Genomic DNA, 20,431 nt, shown 5'->3' with positions numbered 1-20,431 from the left:
TTATCATGCCCGCTGATTTAACGACAAGGCCGTGGAAATTATCATGCTGTGGTTCAAAAATTTGATGGTTTACCGTCTCAGCCGCGACGTTTCGCTGCGTGCAGAAGAGATGGAAAAACAGTTAGCCGCTTATAGCTTTTCCCCTTGCGGTAGCCAGGATATGGCCAAAACCGGTTGGGTTCCTCCAATGGGTTCACAAAGCGATGCATTGACCCACGCCAGCAGCACGGGTCAAATCATCGTCTGCGCCCGCAAAGAAGAAAAAATTCTGCCCACGCCGGTGGTCAAGCAGGCGCTCGAAGCGAAAATTTTCAAGCTTGAAGCCGAACAGGGCCGCAAGCTGAAAAAAACCGAAAAAGATTCGCTGAAAGACGAAGTTCTGCACTCTCTGCTGCCGCGCGCCTTTAGCCGTTTCAGCCAGACAATGATGTGGATCGATACCGTTAACGGGCTGATCATGGTGGACTGCGCCAGCGCCAAAAAAGCGGAAGATACGCTGGCCCTGCTGCGCAAAAGCATCGGCTCGTTACCGGTCGTTCCGCTGGCGCTGGAAACGCCGATTGAACTGACCCTGACCGAATGGGTGCGCAGCGGTACAGCGGCCCAGGGCTTCCAGATCCTTGATGAAGCCGAGCTCAAAGCTCTGCTCGAAGATGGCGGCGTGATCCGCGCGAAAAAGCAGGATCTGGTGAGCGACGAGATCGCCGTACACATTGAAGCGGGCAAAGTGGTGACCAAACTGGCACTCGACTGGCAGCAGCGTATTCAGTTTGTGATGTGCGATGACGGCTCGGTGAAGCGTCTGAAATTCTGCGATGAGCTGCGCGATCAGAACGAAGATATCGATCGTGAAGATTACGCCCAGCGCTTTGACGCGGACTTTATCCTGATGACCGGAGAGCTGGCAGCGTTAATTCAGAATCTGGTAGAAGGCCTCGGCGGCGAAGCGCAGCGGTAATGCCTGCAGTGACCCTCTCCCGGAAGGGAGAGGGAATAAAACGTTTTATTTCAGGTAGCGGCACAGATAAGAGGTCGGTTCAGCAACCTGCAGATGGAATTCGCTGTGGCCAGGGACGTTGAACGCTTGTCCGGCAGAGTAAACTTTCCATTCTGTTTCCCCCGGCAGTAAGACGTTGAGCGCACCGCTGATCACCGTCATCTCTTCAGCTTCGGCTGTACCAAAGGTGTATTCCCCTTCAGCCATAACGCCGACACTGGCGCGGCCAGTGCTGCTGCTGGTAAAACCAATGGATTTCACTTTACCGGAAAAGTATTCGTTACTTTGAAGCATGAACTGGCCCTTATATTTTTAGATAAAAATTCACTATAGGGGCCATGATCATCACCTGTCACGCAAAATCATTAGATCAACAGCTCTGCGGCCAGCCGGGCCATCAGAACATTGGACAACAGCACCGGGACATCCAGCGCCTTTTGCAGTAAATCACGGTGGTGCTGGTGGAATCCAAGGCAGTCCAGAATCAACACATCGGCCCCTCTCTCCAGCAGTTCCCGTCCTGCCTCAATCAGCGCAGCCTCGCTATCCCAGAAGGGATTGGCCAGCGCATACAAAGGCATTTTTTCGAGTACGTGCCATTTTGCCGTCTGGTTGTCCATGAGCTCTTCAATGGGAACAATGACACCCACCTGATGCCCGTCAACAATGGAGGCCACCAGCGGCGGAATGATCCGCATCGGCTCCAGCAAAATCGCATTACGCGCGATGAGTCCCTTAACAGGTGCAGTACTCATCAGTAAAATAACGTCATAGCCTTGATTATCGAGCACTTCTATTACGCTCTGCAGCGCGCGCTCTATTTTCTGACGCGAAACATGCGCCAGTTTACCGTCACTTAATAACGTCGCCAGGGGATCCTCCCCCGCCTCTACAGCGTAGTCTTCCATGACCTCTTCCCGACTCATCTTCCCCAGCAGGCTTAGATGCGTTATCTGTTGTTCAGATACATGCTCGGTTAAGAGCGGTAACACTTCGCTTACAGGGACCACACCAATAGTGAGGATCGCCAACGTCGCCTTCATCTTCATCGCCTTCCATTACCGCTAAATCTTTCACACAGGTACAGGCTCACTACGCTGCACAGTTCGTTTTTTCAACAAAACAGCACCAAGCGTAGCAGGTGATCCCCATCGCGAAATGTAAAGATCGCCTGCCCGTTACGGAGTTACCTGTAATAACTAAATATTAACTCCTGCTTAACATTTGCGATGAGTAAAAAGTGTGATTCAGGCACGGTATTTAGCCCTTTAGGAATTCATTCACGACTTATCAGGATCTTCGTAGCGCCGTTTGGCATCCAGCGCTTCCTGTTCAGTTTCATGTTCACTGATCAGAGAGTCTGGTTTGGGGTGATCGGCACGCAGCTGATACCAGGTGACGGTTTGATCGCCATTGCCTTTTTCAACGGTAACGATGCGTGCTTCACGTGGATAGGGAGGTCTGGTTGGCATAGCTCATCCTTTTTTTATGTCTGAGCTATAAGTATAGACGCCGCTTAGCTGGCACAAGCCAAACGCAGAGCGGTAATAATCTGAATTACCACGTCCTCGGGTGAAGCGGAAGCATCCACAACGTGGTGTGCCGCTTCGCGGTATAACGCATCGCGTTCGGCCAGCACTTCGCTCACCTCTTCGCTGAGCGGCCGGGAGGTCAGCGCAGGACGTTGTCCCTCTTCCGGAAATGCTTCCAGCCGCCCTACCAGGGCCGAAACGGGTGCGCTGAGGTAGATGACAATCCCTTTTTCACGCATAAAGCGACGGTTACACTCGGCGAGAACAATGCCGCCACCGGTTGCGATAACAGCAGACGGCGTGGTGACCGCCTTCAGCGCGGCCGTTTCAAGAGCGCGAAAGCTCTCCCACCCCTCTTGCTCAACGATTTCCGCGATGCTTTTCCCGGCTTCGGTTTGCAGCCAGTGGTCGGTATCAACAAACTGACGATCGCACGCGCGTGCCAGTTCCAGGCCAACGGTGGTTTTCCCACAGCCGCGGGGGCCAACTAAAAAGATGGGTTGGGTCATAACCAGGTGTTCCCCTTGATGCCGGATGGCCGAAGAGCGTAAAGAAATAATTGCAGAAGATGTTGCGTTTACTTTACTGCAAAGCGGTACGGGATGACAACCCTGCGGAGGCCATACTGTACCACAAAGTGACAATGGTTATCATTACGCAGTGCGACGCTTGACTTCGAGCAGCCACTTATCAAGCTCTGCGGCGAACTGCTGGCGATCGCGCTGGGACAGGCTGTCTGGCCCGCCGGTCTGCACGCCGCTGGCGCGAAGCGTATCCATAAAATCACGCATGGTGAGTCTTTCACGAATGGTCGCCGGCGAATAACGCTCCCCTCTCGGGTTCAGCGCCGCCGCTCCCTTTTCAATCACTTCCGCGGCCAGCGGGATATCCGCCGTGATCACCAGATCCTCAGGGCTACACACACGCACAATCTCGTTATCCGCCACGTCAAAGCCGGCCGGAACCCGCAACGCGCGAATAAATCGGGAAGGTGGTACGCGAATATTCTGGTTCGCCACCAGCGTAAGCGGCATCTGCACGCGCTCGGCCGCGCGGAATAAAATCTCTTTAATCACATTCGGACACGCGTCCGCATCAACCCAAATCGCCATATTGTCTCCCCATAATGATTCTGCCGACTATTGTCGCCTGCATTTCGTTGTTAAGCTATCAATCAGAGAAAACAACGCATAATGACGGAGAATCGTGATGGATAAGAAAATCGGGTTTATCGGCTGCGGTAACATGGGCAAAGCCATCCTGGGTGGCCTGATCGCCAGCGGACAGGTGCTGCCGGGTCAGATTTGGGTCTACACCCCATCACCGGACAACGTCGCCGCGTTACGCGATCGGTACGGGATCAACGCAGCCGAAAGCGCCCAGGAAGTGGCCCAGGTAGCCGATATTGTCTTTGGCGCCGTCAAGCCGAACATCATGATCAAAGTGCTGAGCGACATCACCACCAGCCTGAACAAAGAGACGCTGGTCGTATCGATTGCCGCGGGCGTCACGCTCGATCAGCTGGCGCGCGCGCTGGGTCATGACCGTAAAATCGTACGCGCTATGCCGAATACCCCATCACTGGTCAACGCCGGCATGACCTCCGTCACGCCTAACGCGCTGGTGACGTCGGAAGACGTGGCGGATGTCCTGAACATCTTCCGCTGCTTCGGTGAAGCGGAAGTCATTGCCGAATCTATGATCCATCCGGTAGTGGGAGTGAGCGGTTCAGCGCCTGCGTATGTCTTTATGTTTTTAGAAGCGATGGCCGACGCTGCGGTGCTTGGCGGTATGCCACGAGCGCAGGCGTATAAATTCGCTGCACAGGCCGTGATGGGCTCTGCCAAAATGGTGCTGGAGACCGGTAAGCATCCGGGTGAACTGAAAGATATGGTCTGCTCGCCTGGCGGAACCACTATCGAGGCGGTGCGGGTGCTGGAAGAACGCGGCTTCCGTTCGGCCGTTATTGAAGCGATGACAAAATGCATGGAAAAATCAGAGAAACTGAGTAAATCCTGATTATCTGCTCCGGACGTCAGGCGGCCACCTCGGTGCGGCCGCGTCCGGCATTTTTGGCCTTATACAGCGCCACATCGGCCGCTTTTAACCACTCCCGATAGTGCCCGAACTGCGGTCCCCAGGGCGCGACACCGACGCTAATACGCAGAGATTCCTTGGGCGCACACGGTAACGACAGCGTTTCCAGCCTCTCATGTACGCGTGACATCACGGCGATGGCACTGTCAGCCGCCGTCCGGGACATGATCACCGCAAACTCATCCCCGCCAAAACGGCCTATCGCATCCCCGGAACGCACCGTTAGCTGCAGTTGCCGCGTCAGGGCAATGATCGCTTCATCACCCACATCGTGGCCCCAGGTGTCATTGATATTCTTAAAATGATCGATATCGATAAGCAAAATCGTGGCGGTGCAGTGGTTGCGGCGACAGTGTTCAAATTCATTTCTCAGCAGCACTTCCCAGTGCCGGCGATTAAAGACGCCGGTCATGCCGTCGCGAGTACTCATCAGCTCCAGCCGCCGTTTATGCTCTGCAAGCCTGATGGCAGTACGATGGCTGAGCCAGGCAAAAAGCATCGGATATAACACCAGCACGGGAAGCGTTAAGCCCCATGCCAGAGGCTCCGGGTTAAAGACAGCCACCCGGCCCACGACGGGGAGCGTCACCAGGGAAGACAGAAGGGTTAACATGATGCCGGTAAAAAACAGCCGACAGCCGCCGGCCCCCATCATGTTCATTCCCACCATCATCAGCAGCGCTGCCGTAGGTAGCGCATTGATCCCCATCATGCCGATCCAAAGCCCGGCAATAATGGCATCAATCTTCAGATTAAAGCGTTCCTGCTGATGAGGAGAAGCAGCACGGCAGGACCACTGCCAGGCGAAATGGGGCCAGACAAATGCCCACCCCACCAGGAACAACCACCAGACGCCGGATACAGAAAAGGTGACCAGCACGCCAGAGAGGGGGAAGAACATCGCTGCCAGTCCGACAACACGCGCCAGCCGGGCTCGCCGGGCAAACGGGATCCCGGTACGGTGGGGGTCATCCTGAGAAAGGGTCATATTCCACTCTTCCCGAATGCGCTTTATATTGTAATAAGATTCATCATTCATCATTTTTGGGAATATTCTGAAATATTTCCCAAATTATAGAGAGGGGGCTTACGGGGAAAGTATGAAATTTCGGGTGAGCCGCCGGGGCCACTCACCCGATAGGACTACACGTTTTTCTTCAGACAGGCACTCATGAACTTGCTGCGATCGTCGCCTTTCAGGGACTGTTCGGTCGCTTTCGCATTACACTCGCGCATTTTTTGCTGCTGCGGCGTCAGGCTTTTCTCACCCGGCTTCGCGGCACCGTTTTTGAGGCAACCGCTCATGTAGGTCTTACGGGCATCGCCCTTCAGGCTCTGTGCGGTCGCCTGTTGATTACAGGTGGTCATGCGTTGCTGCTGCGGCGTTAATGTTTTCTCTTCCGCGTTCGCCGATGAGATCAGGAACAGACCCGAGAGCAGAGTAACCAGTAATGTTGTTTTCATTGCACCATCCTTTTGTGAACATTCACTGTAAGTCTGGTTCGTGACAGGAAAAAAACCACCCGGCAGATGTGATTTCCGCCGGGCTTTTATTATTTCAGCCCCAAAGCCGCTTTCATGGTGTAGAACAGATCCGTTTGATCGGTCAGCCCTACCACGTTTGCCGCATGCGGACCGTATGCTGCGATGCGCAGCTGGGTTCCGGTATGCTCCATGGACTCTTCTTCAGAGTTGCCATAGCTCAACACCATCACCGCGCCGTCTTTGGTGTTCAGCGCCTGCGTCAGGCCCGGTGCTTTGGTATCCGCTGGGATGATCTGGCTGGCGTGCGCATGGTCTGCGGTAACGACCACCAGGGTGTTGCCGTCTTTCTTCGCGAACTCAAGTGCCTTCTGCACTGCTTCGTCCAGATCGACCGTCTCGCCAATCTGACCGCACGGGTTAGCCGCATGATCCTGTTTATCGATAGACGCGCCTTCCACCTGCAGGAAGAAGCCCTTTTCACTCTTGCTCAGCAGTGAGATCGCTTTATCGGTCATCGCCGCCAGCGTCGGGATGCTGTCGGTACGTTTTGGGTTTGGCGTACAGGTTACGGCAGGTTTATCAATGTTGCCGTGGTAGGACGCTTTTGGCCCTTCCCAGCGCACCGGCATATTGCCATCAGAGAAAAGACCCAGCAGCGGTTTATCCTGGCTTGCTTCGGTAATCGCCGCCAGAGAAGATGCATCGCTCACCAGCTGATAGCCGCGAGCCTGCGCCTGCTCACGCAGCGTTTTGCCCTGCCATTCGCCCGCCGTTGCGGTTTCCGCGAAAGTTTTCGCCCCGCCGCCCAGCGTCACGTCAGGACGTGCGTTCAACAGTTGTTCCGTAATCGAGCCTTTGCCGCCCTTTTCCAGCGCGTTAGTGGGGCATTTTTCGCTGGTCACCGACGGGCCGTAGCATTTACGCGAGGTGACATGCGCCACCAGCGCCGCTGGCGTTGCATCCTGAAGTTCAGCCGAAGAGACGTTGCCGGTAGCCAGTCCCGCCGCTTTAGCCATCTCCAGAATGGTCTGGTGATCTTTTTCGTGAATATCTACACCCAGCGCACCATTATAGGTTTTCACACCCGTGGACCACGCCGTGGCAGAGGCAGCAGAATCCGTCACGTAATCGGGTTTACCGGTTTTTTTATCCAGCGCGTAATGGGTATATTGTCCGGTGAGAGGCAGTGCGTCGATACCTTTAAAAAAGCCGCCCGCGCCTTCGGCATAATTTCGTGCTGCCGTTATTTCGGAATCGCCCATCCCGTCGCCAATCAGCAGAATAATGTTTTTAGCGGGTTTCTCATTCAGCGAAGCGCGAATGGCGGCGGTTTGATCTTCAGTCAACCGGCGCGCGCCGCCTGGCTGGGTGATATCCCCTTTGGCCGCACGATTATCCAGCACGCTGGTATTGTGAGTGTCGGCATAAATAGCGGGTGACATTAACAGGGGAAGTAATGCGATGAAAAGTGCGCTCTGTTTCAATTTATTTTCTCCATGTACAAATACATAAAAAATAAAACAGAGCGACTATAGGCATCCTGCATGACAATTCTATGACACGCCGTCAGGTTCCGTGATGGTTTAGTTGCGAGGATGCCTTAACAGCTTTTTTACGTACTGGCGGAGCATTTCAGCATCCTCAACCGGCACCTGGGAATCGGGTCTGACGCTTTCCAGCGCGCCTTCAACGTTCTCAATCAACGTCTGTTGTTCGTTTTTCGCCATTTGTCGCAGCAGCGCGGTGACCACAATTTCCAGCGCTTCAACCTGGGCGACCAACTCTTTTGACTCTTCTTCCTTTTGTGCAAGCTTGACCAACAACTCAGCAATGAGATTTTTCATGGTGCTATTTCCTTATCCGTTTTGTCTGAACTTAGCATTCTGAATCCATTATGCAAAGAGAAGAAATTTATTATGTTATGCAAAAGTGATGCGGCAGGAAAAATAGATTCCTCGCGGCTTTCAGCGAAACGTTTTTCTATAAAAAACGCCGCATTTAGTTATATAAAAATGCGGCGACCATAAGAATATATAATACATCTGCGAAACGGTTATCGCGCCGACTTCGCCTCTGCCATTTGTCTGCGGCGACGCAGTGCAATAGCCAGTTGAATAATATTTATCAGCACCACAATGGCGGTAGCAGCAAATACCCAACGGAAACCGGCCATTGCCGAAACAGCGGCTCCCATAAGCGGACCGGCAACGTTACCTAAATACATAAACGACTGGTTATAGCCAAAAATACGGCCCGTTACCTGGTCACTGGAATATTTCACCAGCAATGTTTGCACCGCGGGTAACATCGCACCATCGGCAAAGCCCAGCAGAAACCGCAGCACGCCAAGCTGAAGCGGAGAAGTGACAAACGACATTGCGAAAAAGAGCACCACCGCAAAAATCAGCGTGGCCATCAGGATACGCGCCGTGCCGATCCTGTCGCCCAGTTTTCCAAGGCGTGGCGCCGAAATGAGGGCTGATACGCCCGGGACGGCGGCAATCATCCCGCTGAGGAAAGCAATATTATTGCTGTCTGGCTCCATCGACTTAATAAACAGCGCCAGAATCGGGCCGACCGAACCGTTGCAAAGCTGGATCACCATGGTGGTCACAAACAGGCTGATCATCAGGCCCGGATAGGGCAGCGAGGCGAAGACGGCCTTGCCGCTCAGGCGTTCAGCTTTGCTGATGACGGGGCGTCCTCCCTCTTTAATGAGGAAGAGCGTGACCAGAAAACTGACCACCAGCAGGATGGCCGTAATGATAAACACCGCGCGCAATCCCACATGATCGGCGAGGAAGCCCCCTAGCAGCGGGCCGCCAATGACCCCGCTTATCTGAGCAGTAGAGAGCGTACTCAGCGCCCAGCCGCTGCGTTCACGGGGCACCTGCGAGGCCACCAGCGCCATGGCATTCGGAATATACCCGGACGTCAGCCCCATCACCGCTCGCAGGAAAAAGAGCTGCCATACGTTAGTGGCAAAGGCCTGCAGCAGAATGGCTATCGCCATCCCCAGCGATGCGCGCAACAGCATCAGCTTGCGCCCTTTGCGGTCGGCCAGACTCCCCCACATCGGCGAGACGATGGCAGAGACCAGAAACGTGACGCTGAACGTCAGACCTGACCACATGGATAGCGCTTCATGGGAGGTAACGCCCAGCTGCGACACGTACAGCGGCAGGAAGGGCAATATCTGGCTGATGGCCAGCCCGGTAAAGAAGCACCCGAACCAGACCGAGATGAGATTAACTTTCCAGGATTCCATAAAAGAAATAGTCTTCATTTTTAGGCGAATTCGCCGACAGATTAGCAAGTTACGCGTTATGACGTCGCACCAGAGATGCGCACTTGCCGACTTTGGTGTTTTATCTTCCCAGTCATCATATTTGTGAAATAAGTCACAAATAATCCATTTTCTGACGGAATATTATGCTTCAGCGGCAGAGACCAAAATCGCGCATCCCCAGGTGAAAGTGGCTGGCATGGGCAGCGTTATACTCTGGCCCCAGGCTGTTACCGTAATAGCTGCAGCTCGCCGCCAGCATGCCTTTCAGCCATGGCTGCGTTTTTGTCGCCTTCCAGCCGTTTTGTACCGTGACCCTCTCACCGTTTGCCAGCCCAAACGCCGTGATATCCAGCGCCTCTGCCGTAGCATGTTCACTGCGTCGCGCGTCGGGGCGATGGTAAATGTTGCGGCAGGCAAAGCTGCCGAGATGCTCAATACGCGTCAGCTCACTTCCCGTATAGCTTCTGGTGAGTGGCCGGGCCTGCTGGCTGATAAACAAGGCAGAACTGAGCGCCAGCGGGCAGCTCGCAAGGAAACTGCTGTTCAGGCTGACCGGACCGAAGTTACGTACCCGGACGACGTTACGGAGTGGACACTCCCCACCGCTGTCTGCGACCGGTTGTGTGCGGATAAGCGCGCGTTGATTGGCCTGCGATAACAGGCTCGCGCACGCCTGGGGCGTTAAGTTCCGAAGCTTATACTGGGTAATGCGGCCTGGCGGGTCGTCGAGATGTAGCGGCGTGAAAGGGTTGTAGTAAGACGGCAACCAGCGATACCCCACCGTTGCGACAGCCGCAATAATGAAAACGGTCAGCAGAGTTTTTCCTTTCACGCTCCCCCCTTAACATTCCCCAAAACATTATGGCAGAAGGCCGCGAAACCCGCTGGGCATCGTGGTATGTTATTGGTTTTTCGTCAGACTGGAAGAGAGTGAGATGGCAAAGCAGCGCGTAGGTATTGTCTTTGGGGGAAAATCAGCGGAGCACGAGGTTTCATTGCAATCGGCCAAAAATATCGTCGATGCAATCGATAAAAGCCGTTTCGACGTGGTGCTGCTGGGCATAGATAAACAGGGGCAGTGGCATGTCAACGATGCCTGCCAGTATCTGTTAAATGCTGACGATCCGGCGCATATCGCCCTGAATCCTTCTGCAATCAGCGTCGCGACCGTACCCGGCGTGGTGCAAGGGCAACTCATCGACGCCGGTAATGCGCAGTCTCTCGCCCAGATTGACGTGGTCTTCCCTATCGTTCATGGCACCCTTGGCGAAGATGGTTCGCTGCAGGGGATGCTGCGCATGGCCAACCTGCCGTTTGTCGGTTCTGATGTGCTGGGTTCCGCTGCCTGCATGGATAAAGACGTCACCAAGCGCCTGCTGCGTGATGCGGGGCTGAATATTGCGCCGTTTGTCACCCTCACCCGCGCCAATCGTGACCAACACAGCTTCGCTCAGATTTCCGGTCAGCTGGGCCTGCCGCTGTTTGTGAAACCCGCAAACCAGGGTTCTTCCGTCGGGGTCAGCAAGGTGACAAGCGAAGCGCAGTTCACGCAAGCGGTCAGCCTGGCGTTTGAGTTTGACCATAAGGTGGTGGTTGAGCAGGGCATCAAAGGCCGCGAAATTGAGTGCGCCGTGCTGGGCAACGATTTCCCACAGGCAAGCACCTGCGGTGAAGTGGTGTTAAACAGTGATTTCTACTCTTACGACACCAAATACATTGATGATAAAGGCGCCCAGGTTGTTGTGCCTGCGAATATCGATCCGGCAATCAACGATAAGATCCGCGCGATCGCGATTAACGCTTATCAGACGCTCGGCTGCAGCGGCATGGCGCGCGTGGATGTATTCCTGACGCCTGAAAACGAGGTGGTGATTAATGAAATCAACACCCTGCCGGGCTTCACCAACATCAGCATGTATCCCAAGCTGTGGCAGGCCAGCGGGCTTAGCTACTCAGCACTTATCACCCGCCTGATTGAACTGGCGCTGGAGCGTCATGCTGCGGACAGCGCCCTGAAAAGCTCCGTAAACGGTTAATCGGGACTCTTCGCCGTTTCCGTCTCATCCGCTGTCGTCTCTTCAGGACGACGGCGGATAATCATCCCCGCCAGCCAGAAGCTGATAACCCAGGTCACCAGACCCACGGCATACGTTTGCCACCCTTTTGCTTCAAATCCCAACAGCCCCACGACACCGTTAAGAATAAAGATCAGCCCGATAGCAAAGGCGTAGTAATGCCAGTCACGGCGTAGTTTGGAAGTGAGCTTCATGACAACTCCGGCAGGAAAAAAAGATATCCTCTCACAGATTTATGACGAGGTCTGTGGCTGATGCGGAAATTCTGAAATACGCTGTTGTTTCAATTAAGTTAAGAAATTGTGATGCGCTGCAGAATTCGACAATCCAGGAGAATTCCTTAGGGTAAATTAACACGATTCTGATATTGACAAATGCTATGACCTGTCAAACTCACCTTGTAAGACGCATATAAAACAGAGTGATTTATCGGGAGGTCGTGATGGCTGACTTTACATTGTCGAAACCGATTTTTGGCGGTAAACAACCAAAAACCTCCACGGCGGGTAATATCGCTTACGCCCTGTTTGTCTTGTTCTGTTTCTGGGCGGGTTCGCAGCTACTCAATATGCTGGTTCATGCACCAGGAGTCTATGAACACCTGATGCAGGTGCAGGATAACGGACGCCCGCGAGTGGAAATTGGCTTTGGCGTAAGCACCCTGTTTGGCCTCATTCCTTTCCTCGCAGGGTGTATGATTTTAGGCGTTGTGGCATTAGTACTGCGTTTTCGCCGTCGCTTTTAAAGCCCCATACAGCGAGCCCGGCGGTCATCCACGCGTTTTGCGAACCAGGCGGTTGTCAGGTTACGCGTGATCTTCGGGCTTTCCAGCTGAATACCCGGCAGGATTGCCCTCGGTAACGTTTTCCCACTTTTCTGTTCTGCAAGCGTAAAGACTTTCTTGTAGAGATCGGTTTTCTCAAACGCCAGACTATCGCCTTTCTCAAGCTGATGGCGAATGTCGCTGTCACTCATGCCAAGCCTGTTCGATAATTTCCGCACCGCCCGCTCCGTGGTGCCAGCCTCGCTGCTGCCGTAGGCAATAAGATCGCCATCCAGTGCCAGCTTCACGCCGCTCGCGCGGCTGACCGCATTCTGAAATGCCGCGTTACGACTGGCATACCAGCCCGCGTTAAAGTCCGCAAAGCGGTACAGCGGCTCACTGTAATTCGCCGGATAGTTCAGCAGATGATAAGTGCCGAACCACAGGCCGCCACGCAGGGAGAAGACCTCCTGACGCACCGTACCGTCGATTTTCCACGGGTAGCCGTCGGTATGCTTTTCCGCAAAGGCAATGCTGACCTGCATCGGCCCGCCGGTGTGTACCGGGTTAAGTGAGCCAAACAGTGTCTGCCCCATCGGCACCATGCTGATGAAATCATCAAAGATGGCGCTGAGCTGTTTCTCGGTTTTTACCGTGTCCAGCCGTTCGCTGTAGCTTTTTCCATTTGGCGAGGTGATTTTAAACGCGGTATGCACGAGAAATACCGGGATATGCATCGATTCCGCACGGCGGTCGATCTCTTTCCAGGCTATTTTGTTCAGACCCGGCACGACCGGGTCTGACTGGTACATTGATTCCTGCTGCGCCACCGCCAGTACCGAGCAGATATTCTCCTCGGTAGGGGCAATCTTCTGGCTTTCAAAGGTTTTTGCCAGCGCATCCGCCCATGCATTGCGATCTTTCACGCTGGCAGGCATTTTTTGCCGCACAACGCTTGCCACATCAACAGGCTTCTCCCCTTCTTTAAGCGGGGCAGCCCCTTTTTCGGCACACCCTACCAGCACCAGAGCGGCCAGTAAGGACAACGGTAACGCACGCGGTACGGCAAAGGTCATAGCAACTCCCTGTATTAGCTAAATGTATTGGTGACTTCCTGCAGTTCCTGGCCGTCCAGCTCACGCTCAAAGCTGCGTAAACGTTTATAGATGGACATCAGTTCCACCAGCGTGGTCCAGGAGCTGATCAGATACTGGAATGAGCCACGCACCTGACCAAAAACGTTAGTTATCTGGGTCATCAGGCCGAGCGTAATCGTACCCGCAACGATGGACGGGAACAGCAGGAACAAACCGAAAACGTTATCGACCTGCAGATACAAAATGCGCGCAATATTGAAATACATATAGTGGAAGTAGAGACGGAAATAGTTGCGACGCACGGCACCAAACAGCTCACGTACGGTTGGTGGCGAGGCGCGGTTAGCATCATCTTCACCGTAGACCAGCTCTTTACGATAAGCCGCTTCCACGCGTTGATTTTTAAACTCCAGCCCCGGCAGCTTAATCCCGACCACCGCCAGCAGCCCCGTCCCCATCAGAGACCAGACAATCGCCGCAATCACCAGCCCATACGGCAGATGACCGACAAGAGGCAGATCCGGCACGTGAGCCGAGAGCGTCACCAGCACCGGCAGGAAGGCAATCAGCGTCATGATGGCGTTGATAAAGCTGACGCCCATGTCTTCAAGGGTGGAGGCAAAACGCATGGTGTCTTCCTGCACACGCTGTGCTGCACCTTCGATATGACGCAGGTGTTGCCAGTGCGCCATATAGTGTTCGTTCATCGCGGTACGCCAGCGGAAAACGTAGTGGCTGACGAAGAAGTTGTTCATCACCCCGATCACCACCGCAATCAATGCGATACCGAGGAAAATGCCCACCTCATGGTAAAACTGGTTAATGGTTACCTTATGCGGCGAACTCAGCGCAGTCTGGATAAGGTCGTAGAACGGGGCATACCAGGCGTTTACTGCCACCCCCACTTCCACCAGGAACCAGGTCACAAAGATAATCAGCGAGGTTCCCAGAATCGACCAGTATTGCCAGCGGTGCGGCGCATAGACAAACCAGAACAGGGCAAACAGGCCAACGCATACCATGTAGTAGGCGTAAAACAGCAAATAGCTAAGCGACCAGAAGCGAGCGGCGCTGATCGGGACTTCACCCGTTGCGCCCGTAATGCGGGCCAGCCACGCCCCGCCGCCAGCCTGCCAGAAAATGACAGCGATCAGTGCCCAAATAAATGCCGACAGGAAAAAAGGCCCCGGCTTTGGGAAAAAAGACTTAAACATAATGCTTCCTTCTTGTTGTTATGGCTGTTGCTGTGCTCAACACATCACCACACGAAAATCTCGCCTGAGCCAGACGGCGCAGGCAAAAAGGTCAGACCCGAGGGTTAATTATTAGTTCGCTTTCCAGTTTTCGAGAATTGTTTCGGTGCGTTTCACCACGAGAGGATTGGCCGGCGCAATAAAGTCACGCCAGACGTCGTTGTAATGGTTAATCAGAATGGGCGCGTCGGCTGCCGGACGATTAGCCGTGGTATGGGCATCTTCCGCCACGGTAATGTGATAGCCACGGCTGACCCCGTTCTTGATGGTCGCGTCGACACAGTAATCGGTGGCACAGCCGCAGATGACAAACTCGCGAATACCTTGCTCGCGCAACACCGCTTCAAGTGCGGTGTTATAAAATGCATCGCAGGCAGTCTTGGTGACGTAAAGCGCGTCAGCGGGCTGATGGAGTTCAGGCAGCAGCGCAAACCCTTCGCTCCCCTCTTCCAGACCGCCTTCACCGGTATGCTGAATAAAAATCACCCGTTCGGCGGCCTGCGTGAGCTGATTGATAAGCGAAACACATTTTTCGCGCTGGTAACGCGGCGTTGCAAACACCCCTTGCTGCATATCGACAACCATAACCACACGCTTCACTGACATATCGTTCTCCGCAAGATTGAGTGACACTGGCCTCTATCATACGGCCGATGTCACAAAATGGGAGACTGGTCGCCAGGAAATTATGCTTATTTACCCATGGTTACGTTTTTCTCGCTATCGTTATGCAATTCGGGGCATTGCACGGTGCGCTTTAGTAGTATAAATACCCATTACTTTTCTCATTCAATTCATGGATGCTTTTCGTTGAAACGTTGTCTGCTCTCTTTTGCCGCGCTGTGTGCGGTGAGCTTCTCCACCGCCCAGGCAGCTCAGCCGCTGACGGCCCCCGTTTTGGCTTCAGATATTGCCGATCGCTACGCGAACCTTATCTATTACGGCAGTGGCGCGACCGGGATGGCGATGGTGGTCATCGACGGCAACCAGCGCGTATTTCGCAGCTTTGGCGAAACGCGACCGGGAAATAACGTTCACCCGCAGCTGGATTCCGTGATCCGCATTGCGTCCTTAACCAAGCTGATGACCAGCGAAATGCTGGTGAAATTACTCGATCAGGGCGTGGTCAAGCTCGACGATCCGCTCAGCAAATATGCGCCGCCAGGCGCACGCGTTCCAACCTATCAGGGCACGCCCATCACGCTGGTAAACCTTGCCACCCATACCAGCGCGCTGCCTCGCGAACAACCCGGCGGCGCGGCGCACCGTGACGTTTTTGTCTGGCCAACGCGCGAACAGCGCTGGAACTACCTGAGCACCGCCACGCTGAAATCGGCCCCGGGTTCACAGGCATCTTACTCAAACCTGGCGTTTGACCTGCTGGCAGATGCGCTCTCGACGGCAGCAGGCAAACCTTACCCGCAACTCTTTGAAGAGCAGATAACGCGCCCGCTCGGCATGAAGGACACCACCTTTACCCCTTCTCCGGATCAGTGCCGACGCCTGATGGTGGCAGAGAAAGGCGCAAGCCCGTGTAATAACACCCTGGCAGCCATCGGCAGTGGTGGGGTCTATTCAACGCCAGGCGACATGATGCGCTGGATGCAGCAGTTCCTCTCATCAGATTTCTATGCGCGCAGTCACCAGGCCGATCGCATGCAGACCCTGATTTACCAGCGTAGCCAGTTGCACCGCGTGATCGGCATGGACGTACCGGGTAAAGCCGACGCGCTGGGCATGGGCTGGGTCTATATGGCACCCAAAAATGGCCGACCGGGCATTATTCAGAAAACCGGTGGCGGCGGTGGATTCATCACCTATATGGCGATGATCCCGCAGTCCAACGTGGGCGCGTTTGTGGTCGTCACCCGCTCTCCAAATACGCGTTTCGTCAATATGAGCGATGGCATCAATAACCTGGTGGCTGAGCTGAGCGCCAATAAAGCCCAGGTGCTCACCGCCTCCATCCAGCCTTAATATTCCGTGGGCAAACGGTTGATGCTGACCAGTTTGCCCCGGCTCATATTGATATAGTTGCCTTGTCGCAAAGCGGCGAGCACTTCGGCAACGACAGAGCGTGAAATACGCGTGCTTTGCTGTATATGATTCATCACACCAATTTTTGAACGCAGCGTTTCATCCCACTCGGCCATATTCAGCAGCATTGCGCGGATCTGGTGATAGGAGTTATTTCCCACCAGCTGCCTGTCGCGTTTGCCCAGAATGTAATTTATCCAGGATAACCAGCAAAACGCGTCTTTCCAGAGCGAATGCTGTTGAATGAGTTGACGGGTGGTCGTCGCGGGCAAATAAAAACCGGTACAGGCCGTTTTGGCAGTGACTCTGTATTCCTGACTGTGATTAATCACTACGGCAGACAGGCCAAAAATAAAAGGGGCTGACGCAATGCCAACCAGCAGATCGTCTGAATGACGATAAACTTCAATAACGCCGGTCTGGAATACGTAGGTACAAGGCTCACTCCCCTTGCCCGAGGTAATTAATTGCTGTGGAGCAGATTTAAACGGGGTACTGGCTGCTATCAAACATGCTTCGAGCCGGCTTAATTCAGAAAGTGGTTTCGCATTAACGTTCATGCAGACCTCAAGACATCCGTATTTGTCGGTTCACTATTATTTTTTATTGTCATCTATAAAAAAGCGGGGGCTTATCCCCCGCTTTTATTTATTACCAGGTATATTTCACACCCAGATTTGCGCCCCAGTTCTGGTCAACGTCACCGCCGCCCAGATAAGTGGCATCAGTGTAAGCACTGAAGTTCTTCGTAAAACTAAACTGGGTACCCAGACCAACCCGCACTGCGGAGCCTTTCACGCCATTATCAATGCTGTCACCGTTAACATCGGCATCGTTACCAGCGTCGTCATAGACATAAGCGAGTTTGAAGTAAGGCGTAAGTGCCTGGTCACCGCCGTAGTTAAAGGTGTAACCGGCATCCACACCCGCTTCGTAACGCAGGCTGTCATAGGATTGACTATCCATGCGCATGTCGTTGCTGAGGCGATAGTCATCACCGGACTGGAACAGACCCGACACGGCTGCGTATGGCGTCACATAACCAGAGAGGTTTGGTTTCCAGTCATAGCCCAGTTTCAACCCAAAACCAACGGCGTCGGTGGTAGTGTTACCGTCAACATACTGACCATTGCTCATGGTCGCGGAGAGATCGTTGTTGAACCGGGTGTAGCTCAGGGAACTGTCGATGAACAGATCGTTCGCAAACTTCGCGGACGCGTACATCATTGCCGTCTGGCTGTCCTGATCCACCTGACCGGTGCGATCGCTGATATCGCCTTTGGCGAAACCTGCCGCACCCCCGACGATCCACTTCGCATTATTACCGTCAATCAGGGTATCCAGACCAACCATGATACCGCTCACGTCCTGATCGTAGCTGATAACGCCATTATCGCCGTCGAAGTTGCCGCCAACGTAGCTTACCCATGCCCCGCCGTTATCCGCCAGGCCATGACGGCTGTTGGTCAGACGCGCACTAACTGCATCCTGCTGCAGATTCCAGATGTTGGTGTTGGCAGACGGGATGCTCAGCGCCATGTTGGCATAATCGGTCAGCGCTTGCTGTTGCAGAACAACAGTGTCGCCTTTCTGCTGCGCCTGATAAGTATATGCCCCTAAATCGGCTTTATTTGCCGCAGTGAAGCTGGCGCGGGTCTCCGTGTTGTTGTCATAAACACGGATAATCTCCTGGCCTTTATAGTCAGCAACAGAGCCGGCGCCGGTGGCGTTGTCGATACGCACGGCGTAATTCCCTGCCACGTCACCATTCACGGCCAGATGGCCGTCAGCGTTGAGTGCCACAACGCCGTAGTCGTAATCGGCTTTGCTCATATCGTTGGTGATATAGCGGGCGTTGTTCAGATCGCTGTTCAACACGTAATCACGGCTGGCCACGTTCAGCACGCCGCCATCCGTTAACACCATATTGTGCGTATCCACCTGGCCGAGGCCGAGAGACAGCTCCGCACCGTTGTCCACGGTAATGGTATTGGCATACAGCTCCGCGGTTTCCTCTGTCAGGGCCGCACGGCTGTCGCTGTCCAGATAGAGGCTGTCGGTTGCCACGGCACCATTGTCACCGATGTTCAGAGATGAAGCGTTGGACAGGGTGATGGAATCAGCCAGCAGGCCCGAGTTTTCAACATTGACCTGCGAATGATTATTCACCGTCAGCGTGTCGATGTTAGAGAGCTTACGGGTATCCCACTCAGAGCCGTTATCCAGCGTGACGTTGAACAGACCGCTCTGATAGACCGCTTCACCCGCGACATGTCCATTATTGTCGAACGTGGAATCCGGCCAGATGCTATCTGGAGAAAGGGTGCGCCAGTCAACGTCACTGTAGCCCAGGCCATACATCTGCGCGGTGCCGATGGCCTCAACGCTGGACTGCGCTGCGCCGACCCATTTGCTGCCATTGGTCAGTGTGACGTCCAGCTTATCGGTGTCATCCCAGCCGTTGGTGGTTGGGTTGTATATACCGTCAGCCGTCGTATCGGTTGCCGGATCGCCGTTCGGGTAGAAGTTGTTATCGAAGGTACTGGAGAACAGGATATCGCCGGTGATCGTGGAGTGATCGAACGTGGCGGTGGTCTGCATCGCGTTGTCAGACGCACTGGCAGCAACAATCAGCGCCGCGTCGTCAGCCGCAGTGGCATTGGTTTCACCGTAATCACTCGGCTTCGCGGTTTGACCATAGAACCCGCTGGTGCCCAGGTCACTGTATGCGCCAGAGGTCAGCACCGAGTCTTTCACCAGCAGCGTGTCGGTAAAGACATTGCTGCTGTTCGCCACACCTTCCACACCGTCATACGGGGTATTATCCTGTTCCTGATATCCCTGAGTCAGGGTAATGCCGGCGATGTGAGAGTTATTCTGAACAACAATATCCGATTCCACATCCAGGGTAATTGCATTGCCCAGCGCATAGGTGTCCAGATAATGCGTTTCCGTATTTTCCCCGTTCACAATGTCATACGCATAATGCTCGTAAGTATCGTTGATCGTGGAGTTATCGACGGTCAGGCTAAAACGGTCGTATTGAGAATGGGTTGTGCCGTCCGTATCCACGCCATCAGCACATGACGCGGTCATGCATTCTGAAGTGATCATGCCATTAATGGTGCTGTTGGAAATGCTCAGCGCATTCGCCCGACCATTGATACCATCATCTAAATAATAGGTTGATATAACACCATTCACGGTGGATTTATTAATCACCGGATAAATATCACCATCGTGCGTCGCATCAGAGTAATCCCAGTCAGCGTAACCATAATACCAGGGTGCAGCTGCCGTATTATCATATCCGAAGGTATTATATGTCGTACCAGAAATATCCTTCGCATTGGCCTGAGAAGCGATAGCCAGGGTGCAGGCTAATGCAAGTTGTGATACAACCAGTTTCTTTTTCCATGTTTGCATTGGGTCATCCCTCCTCAGGGACGTAAGCAAGTTTGTCCATCTAACGATTTTGCAATACTTAATTGCGGAGGGAATTATGCATTTTCAATCTGAAAAGGTTCAATGAATCATTCCATTAAGTCCGCATTCAGACAAACAACATGAAAATAATGTAGCGGCGATACAATGCCATCAATAATCATTATAAAACAGGCAGTTAAAACACCCTCTTATAAAGATAAAAAATATAATAAAAATAAATAGATCATTTTCAATGATATATTTACTTCATCATAGAAATAAAACCAATATTTCGTGAACAATTAACGCCAGTGGAAAGGCATATATTATTGATCGCGTGACGCGTTGGCATCGGGATTTCCCCCTCGACAAAATGCCCA

The 20,431-nt window shown here is 53.6% G+C and carries 22 protein-coding genes; 5 read left to right on the top strand and 17 right to left on the bottom strand.

The features are described 5' to 3' along the window. Positions 1-43: 43 nt before the first annotated feature. Entirely contained in the window at positions 44-958 is a 915-nt protein-coding gene (gene rdgC, locus AB6731_RS08665; RefSeq protein WP_014882739.1) for a recombination-associated protein RdgC, read from the top strand. A gap of 45 nt (positions 959-1,003) precedes the next feature. On the opposite strand, the gene ppnP is transcribed toward rdgC, so the two are convergent. The 5 genes from ppnP to AB6731_RS08640 all read right to left on the bottom strand — a co-directional run bounded on the left by ppnP (position 1,004) and on the right by AB6731_RS08640 (position 3,641). After that, positions 1,004-1,291 (bottom strand): pyrimidine/purine nucleoside phosphorylase, encoded by a 288-nt coding sequence (gene ppnP / locus AB6731_RS08660; RefSeq protein ID WP_014168827.1) that lies wholly within the window; start codon positions 1,289-1,291, stop codon positions 1,004-1,006. Positions 1,292-1,362: 71 nt separating this feature from the next. Next, positions 1,363-2,040 (bottom strand): AroM family protein, encoded by a 678-nt coding sequence (locus AB6731_RS08655; protein WP_032670756.1) that lies wholly within the window; start codon positions 2,038-2,040, stop codon positions 1,363-1,365. Between the two features lie 237 nt (positions 2,041-2,277). After that, positions 2,278-2,469 (bottom strand): protein YaiA, encoded by a 192-nt coding sequence (gene yaiA / locus AB6731_RS08650; RefSeq protein WP_013095817.1) that lies wholly within the window; start codon positions 2,467-2,469, stop codon positions 2,278-2,280. A gap of 44 nt (positions 2,470-2,513) precedes the next feature. After that, complete coding sequence (gene aroL / locus AB6731_RS08645; RefSeq protein ID WP_059306748.1) at positions 2,514-3,038, bottom strand: shikimate kinase AroL; 525 nt, start codon at positions 3,036-3,038, stop codon at positions 2,514-2,516. A gap of 144 nt (positions 3,039-3,182) precedes the next feature. Further along, positions 3,183-3,641 carry a YaiI/YqxD family protein gene (locus AB6731_RS08640; RefSeq protein WP_181240157.1) on the bottom strand — a complete coding sequence of 153 codons (459 nt, stop codon included), beginning with the start codon at positions 3,639-3,641 and terminating at the stop codon, positions 3,183-3,185. A gap of 97 nt (positions 3,642-3,738) precedes the next feature. On the opposite strand from AB6731_RS08640, the gene proC reads away from it, so the two are divergent. Continuing rightward, positions 3,739-4,548, top strand: a complete 810-nt coding sequence (gene proC, locus AB6731_RS08635; RefSeq protein WP_020885239.1) for a pyrroline-5-carboxylate reductase — start codon at positions 3,739-3,741, stop codon at positions 4,546-4,548. Between the two features lie 16 nt (positions 4,549-4,564). Here the strand turns inward: proC and adrA are convergent, their stop codons facing one another. From adrA to AB6731_RS08605, 6 genes are all read right to left on the bottom strand, one after another. Further along, positions 4,565-5,668: a diguanylate cyclase AdrA gene (gene adrA / locus AB6731_RS08630; protein ID WP_063215184.1), complete on the bottom strand. Its 1,104-nt coding sequence runs from the start codon at positions 5,666-5,668 to the stop codon at positions 4,565-4,567. Between the two features lie 101 nt (positions 5,669-5,769). Beyond that, positions 5,770-6,090 carry a phosphate starvation-inducible protein PsiF gene (psiF, locus tag AB6731_RS08625; RefSeq protein WP_014168820.1) on the bottom strand — a complete coding sequence of 107 codons (321 nt, stop codon included), beginning with the start codon at positions 6,088-6,090 and terminating at the stop codon, positions 5,770-5,772. An 89-nt stretch (positions 6,091-6,179) separates the two neighbouring features. Next, positions 6,180-7,595 carry an alkaline phosphatase gene (gene phoA / locus AB6731_RS08620; protein ID WP_371006195.1) on the bottom strand — a complete coding sequence of 472 codons (1,416 nt, stop codon included), beginning with the start codon at positions 7,593-7,595 and terminating at the stop codon, positions 6,180-6,182. Positions 7,596-7,694: 99 nt separating this feature from the next. Next, a complete protein-coding gene (iraP, locus tag AB6731_RS08615; RefSeq protein ID WP_014168818.1) occupies positions 7,695-7,955 on the bottom strand; it encodes an anti-adapter protein IraP in 261 nt (86 codons plus the stop codon). Between the two features lie 209 nt (positions 7,956-8,164). Further along, positions 8,165-9,379, bottom strand: coding sequence for a multidrug efflux MFS transporter (locus AB6731_RS08610; RefSeq protein WP_025204998.1), 1,215 nt, complete (start codon positions 9,377-9,379; stop codon positions 8,165-8,167). A gap of 169 nt (positions 9,380-9,548) precedes the next feature. After that, the gene (locus AB6731_RS08605; protein WP_371006193.1) at positions 9,549-10,232 is read right to left on the bottom strand and encodes an extensin family protein; all 684 of its coding nucleotides are present in this window, start codon (positions 10,230-10,232) and stop codon (positions 9,549-9,551) included. A gap of 103 nt (positions 10,233-10,335) precedes the next feature. On the opposite strand from AB6731_RS08605, the gene ddlA reads away from it, so the two are divergent. Next, entirely contained in the window at positions 10,336-11,436 is a 1,101-nt protein-coding gene (gene ddlA, locus AB6731_RS08600; protein WP_086463107.1) for a D-alanine--D-alanine ligase, read from the top strand. On the opposite strand, the gene AB6731_RS08595 is transcribed toward ddlA, so the two are convergent. Next, complete coding sequence (locus AB6731_RS08595; RefSeq protein WP_020885245.1) at positions 11,433-11,669, bottom strand: DUF2754 family protein; 237 nt, start codon at positions 11,667-11,669, stop codon at positions 11,433-11,435. The genes ddlA and AB6731_RS08595 overlap by 4 nt on opposite strands. A gap of 248 nt (positions 11,670-11,917) precedes the next feature. Between AB6731_RS08595 and AB6731_RS08590 the strand changes: the two genes are divergently transcribed. Beyond that, positions 11,918-12,220: a DUF2755 family protein gene (locus AB6731_RS08590; RefSeq protein ID WP_020885246.1), complete on the top strand. Its 303-nt coding sequence runs from the start codon at positions 11,918-11,920 to the stop codon at positions 12,218-12,220. Here the strand turns inward: AB6731_RS08590 and AB6731_RS08585 are convergent. From AB6731_RS08585 to AB6731_RS08575, 3 genes are all read right to left on the bottom strand, one after another. Beyond that, positions 12,217-13,314 carry a DUF1615 domain-containing protein gene (locus tag AB6731_RS08585; protein ID WP_025205001.1) on the bottom strand — a complete coding sequence of 366 codons (1,098 nt, stop codon included), beginning with the start codon at positions 13,312-13,314 and terminating at the stop codon, positions 12,217-12,219. The two genes, AB6731_RS08590 and AB6731_RS08585, sit on opposite strands and share 4 nt — an antisense overlap. A gap of 14 nt (positions 13,315-13,328) precedes the next feature. Continuing rightward, on the bottom strand, positions 13,329-14,549 hold the full coding sequence (sbmA, locus tag AB6731_RS08580; protein ID WP_044857021.1) for a peptide antibiotic transporter SbmA: 1,221 nt from the start codon (positions 14,547-14,549) through the stop codon (positions 13,329-13,331). A 111-nt stretch (positions 14,550-14,660) separates the two neighbouring features. Continuing rightward, the gene (locus AB6731_RS08575) at positions 14,661-15,194 is read right to left on the bottom strand and encodes an isochorismatase family protein (protein WP_134178845.1); all 534 of its coding nucleotides are present in this window, start codon (positions 15,192-15,194) and stop codon (positions 14,661-14,663) included. A gap of 204 nt (positions 15,195-15,398) precedes the next feature. On the opposite strand from AB6731_RS08575, the gene ampH reads away from it, so the two are divergent. Beyond that, a complete protein-coding gene (gene ampH, locus AB6731_RS08570) occupies positions 15,399-16,565 on the top strand; it encodes a D-alanyl-D-alanine-carboxypeptidase/endopeptidase AmpH (RefSeq protein ID WP_020885249.1) in 1,167 nt (388 codons plus the stop codon). Here ampH and AB6731_RS08565 read toward each other — a convergent pair. Together AB6731_RS08565 and AB6731_RS08560 are read right to left on the bottom strand one after the other, a co-directional pair. Further along, positions 16,562-17,185, bottom strand: coding sequence for a helix-turn-helix domain-containing protein (locus AB6731_RS08565; RefSeq protein ID WP_181240165.1), 624 nt, complete (start codon positions 17,183-17,185; stop codon positions 16,562-16,564). The genes ampH and AB6731_RS08565 overlap by 4 nt on opposite strands. Positions 17,186-17,276: 91 nt before the next feature. After that, a complete protein-coding gene (locus AB6731_RS08560) occupies positions 17,277-20,051 on the bottom strand; it encodes an autotransporter outer membrane beta-barrel domain-containing protein (RefSeq protein ID WP_371006190.1) in 2,775 nt (924 codons plus the stop codon). Positions 20,052-20,431 lie beyond the last annotated feature (380 nt).

The organism is Enterobacter sp. RCC_40, from assembly GCF_041360735.1.
Lineage (GTDB): Bacteria > Pseudomonadota > Gammaproteobacteria > Enterobacterales > Enterobacteriaceae > Enterobacter > Enterobacter ludwigii.
This window is presented reverse-complemented; position numbering and strand designations above follow the sequence as displayed.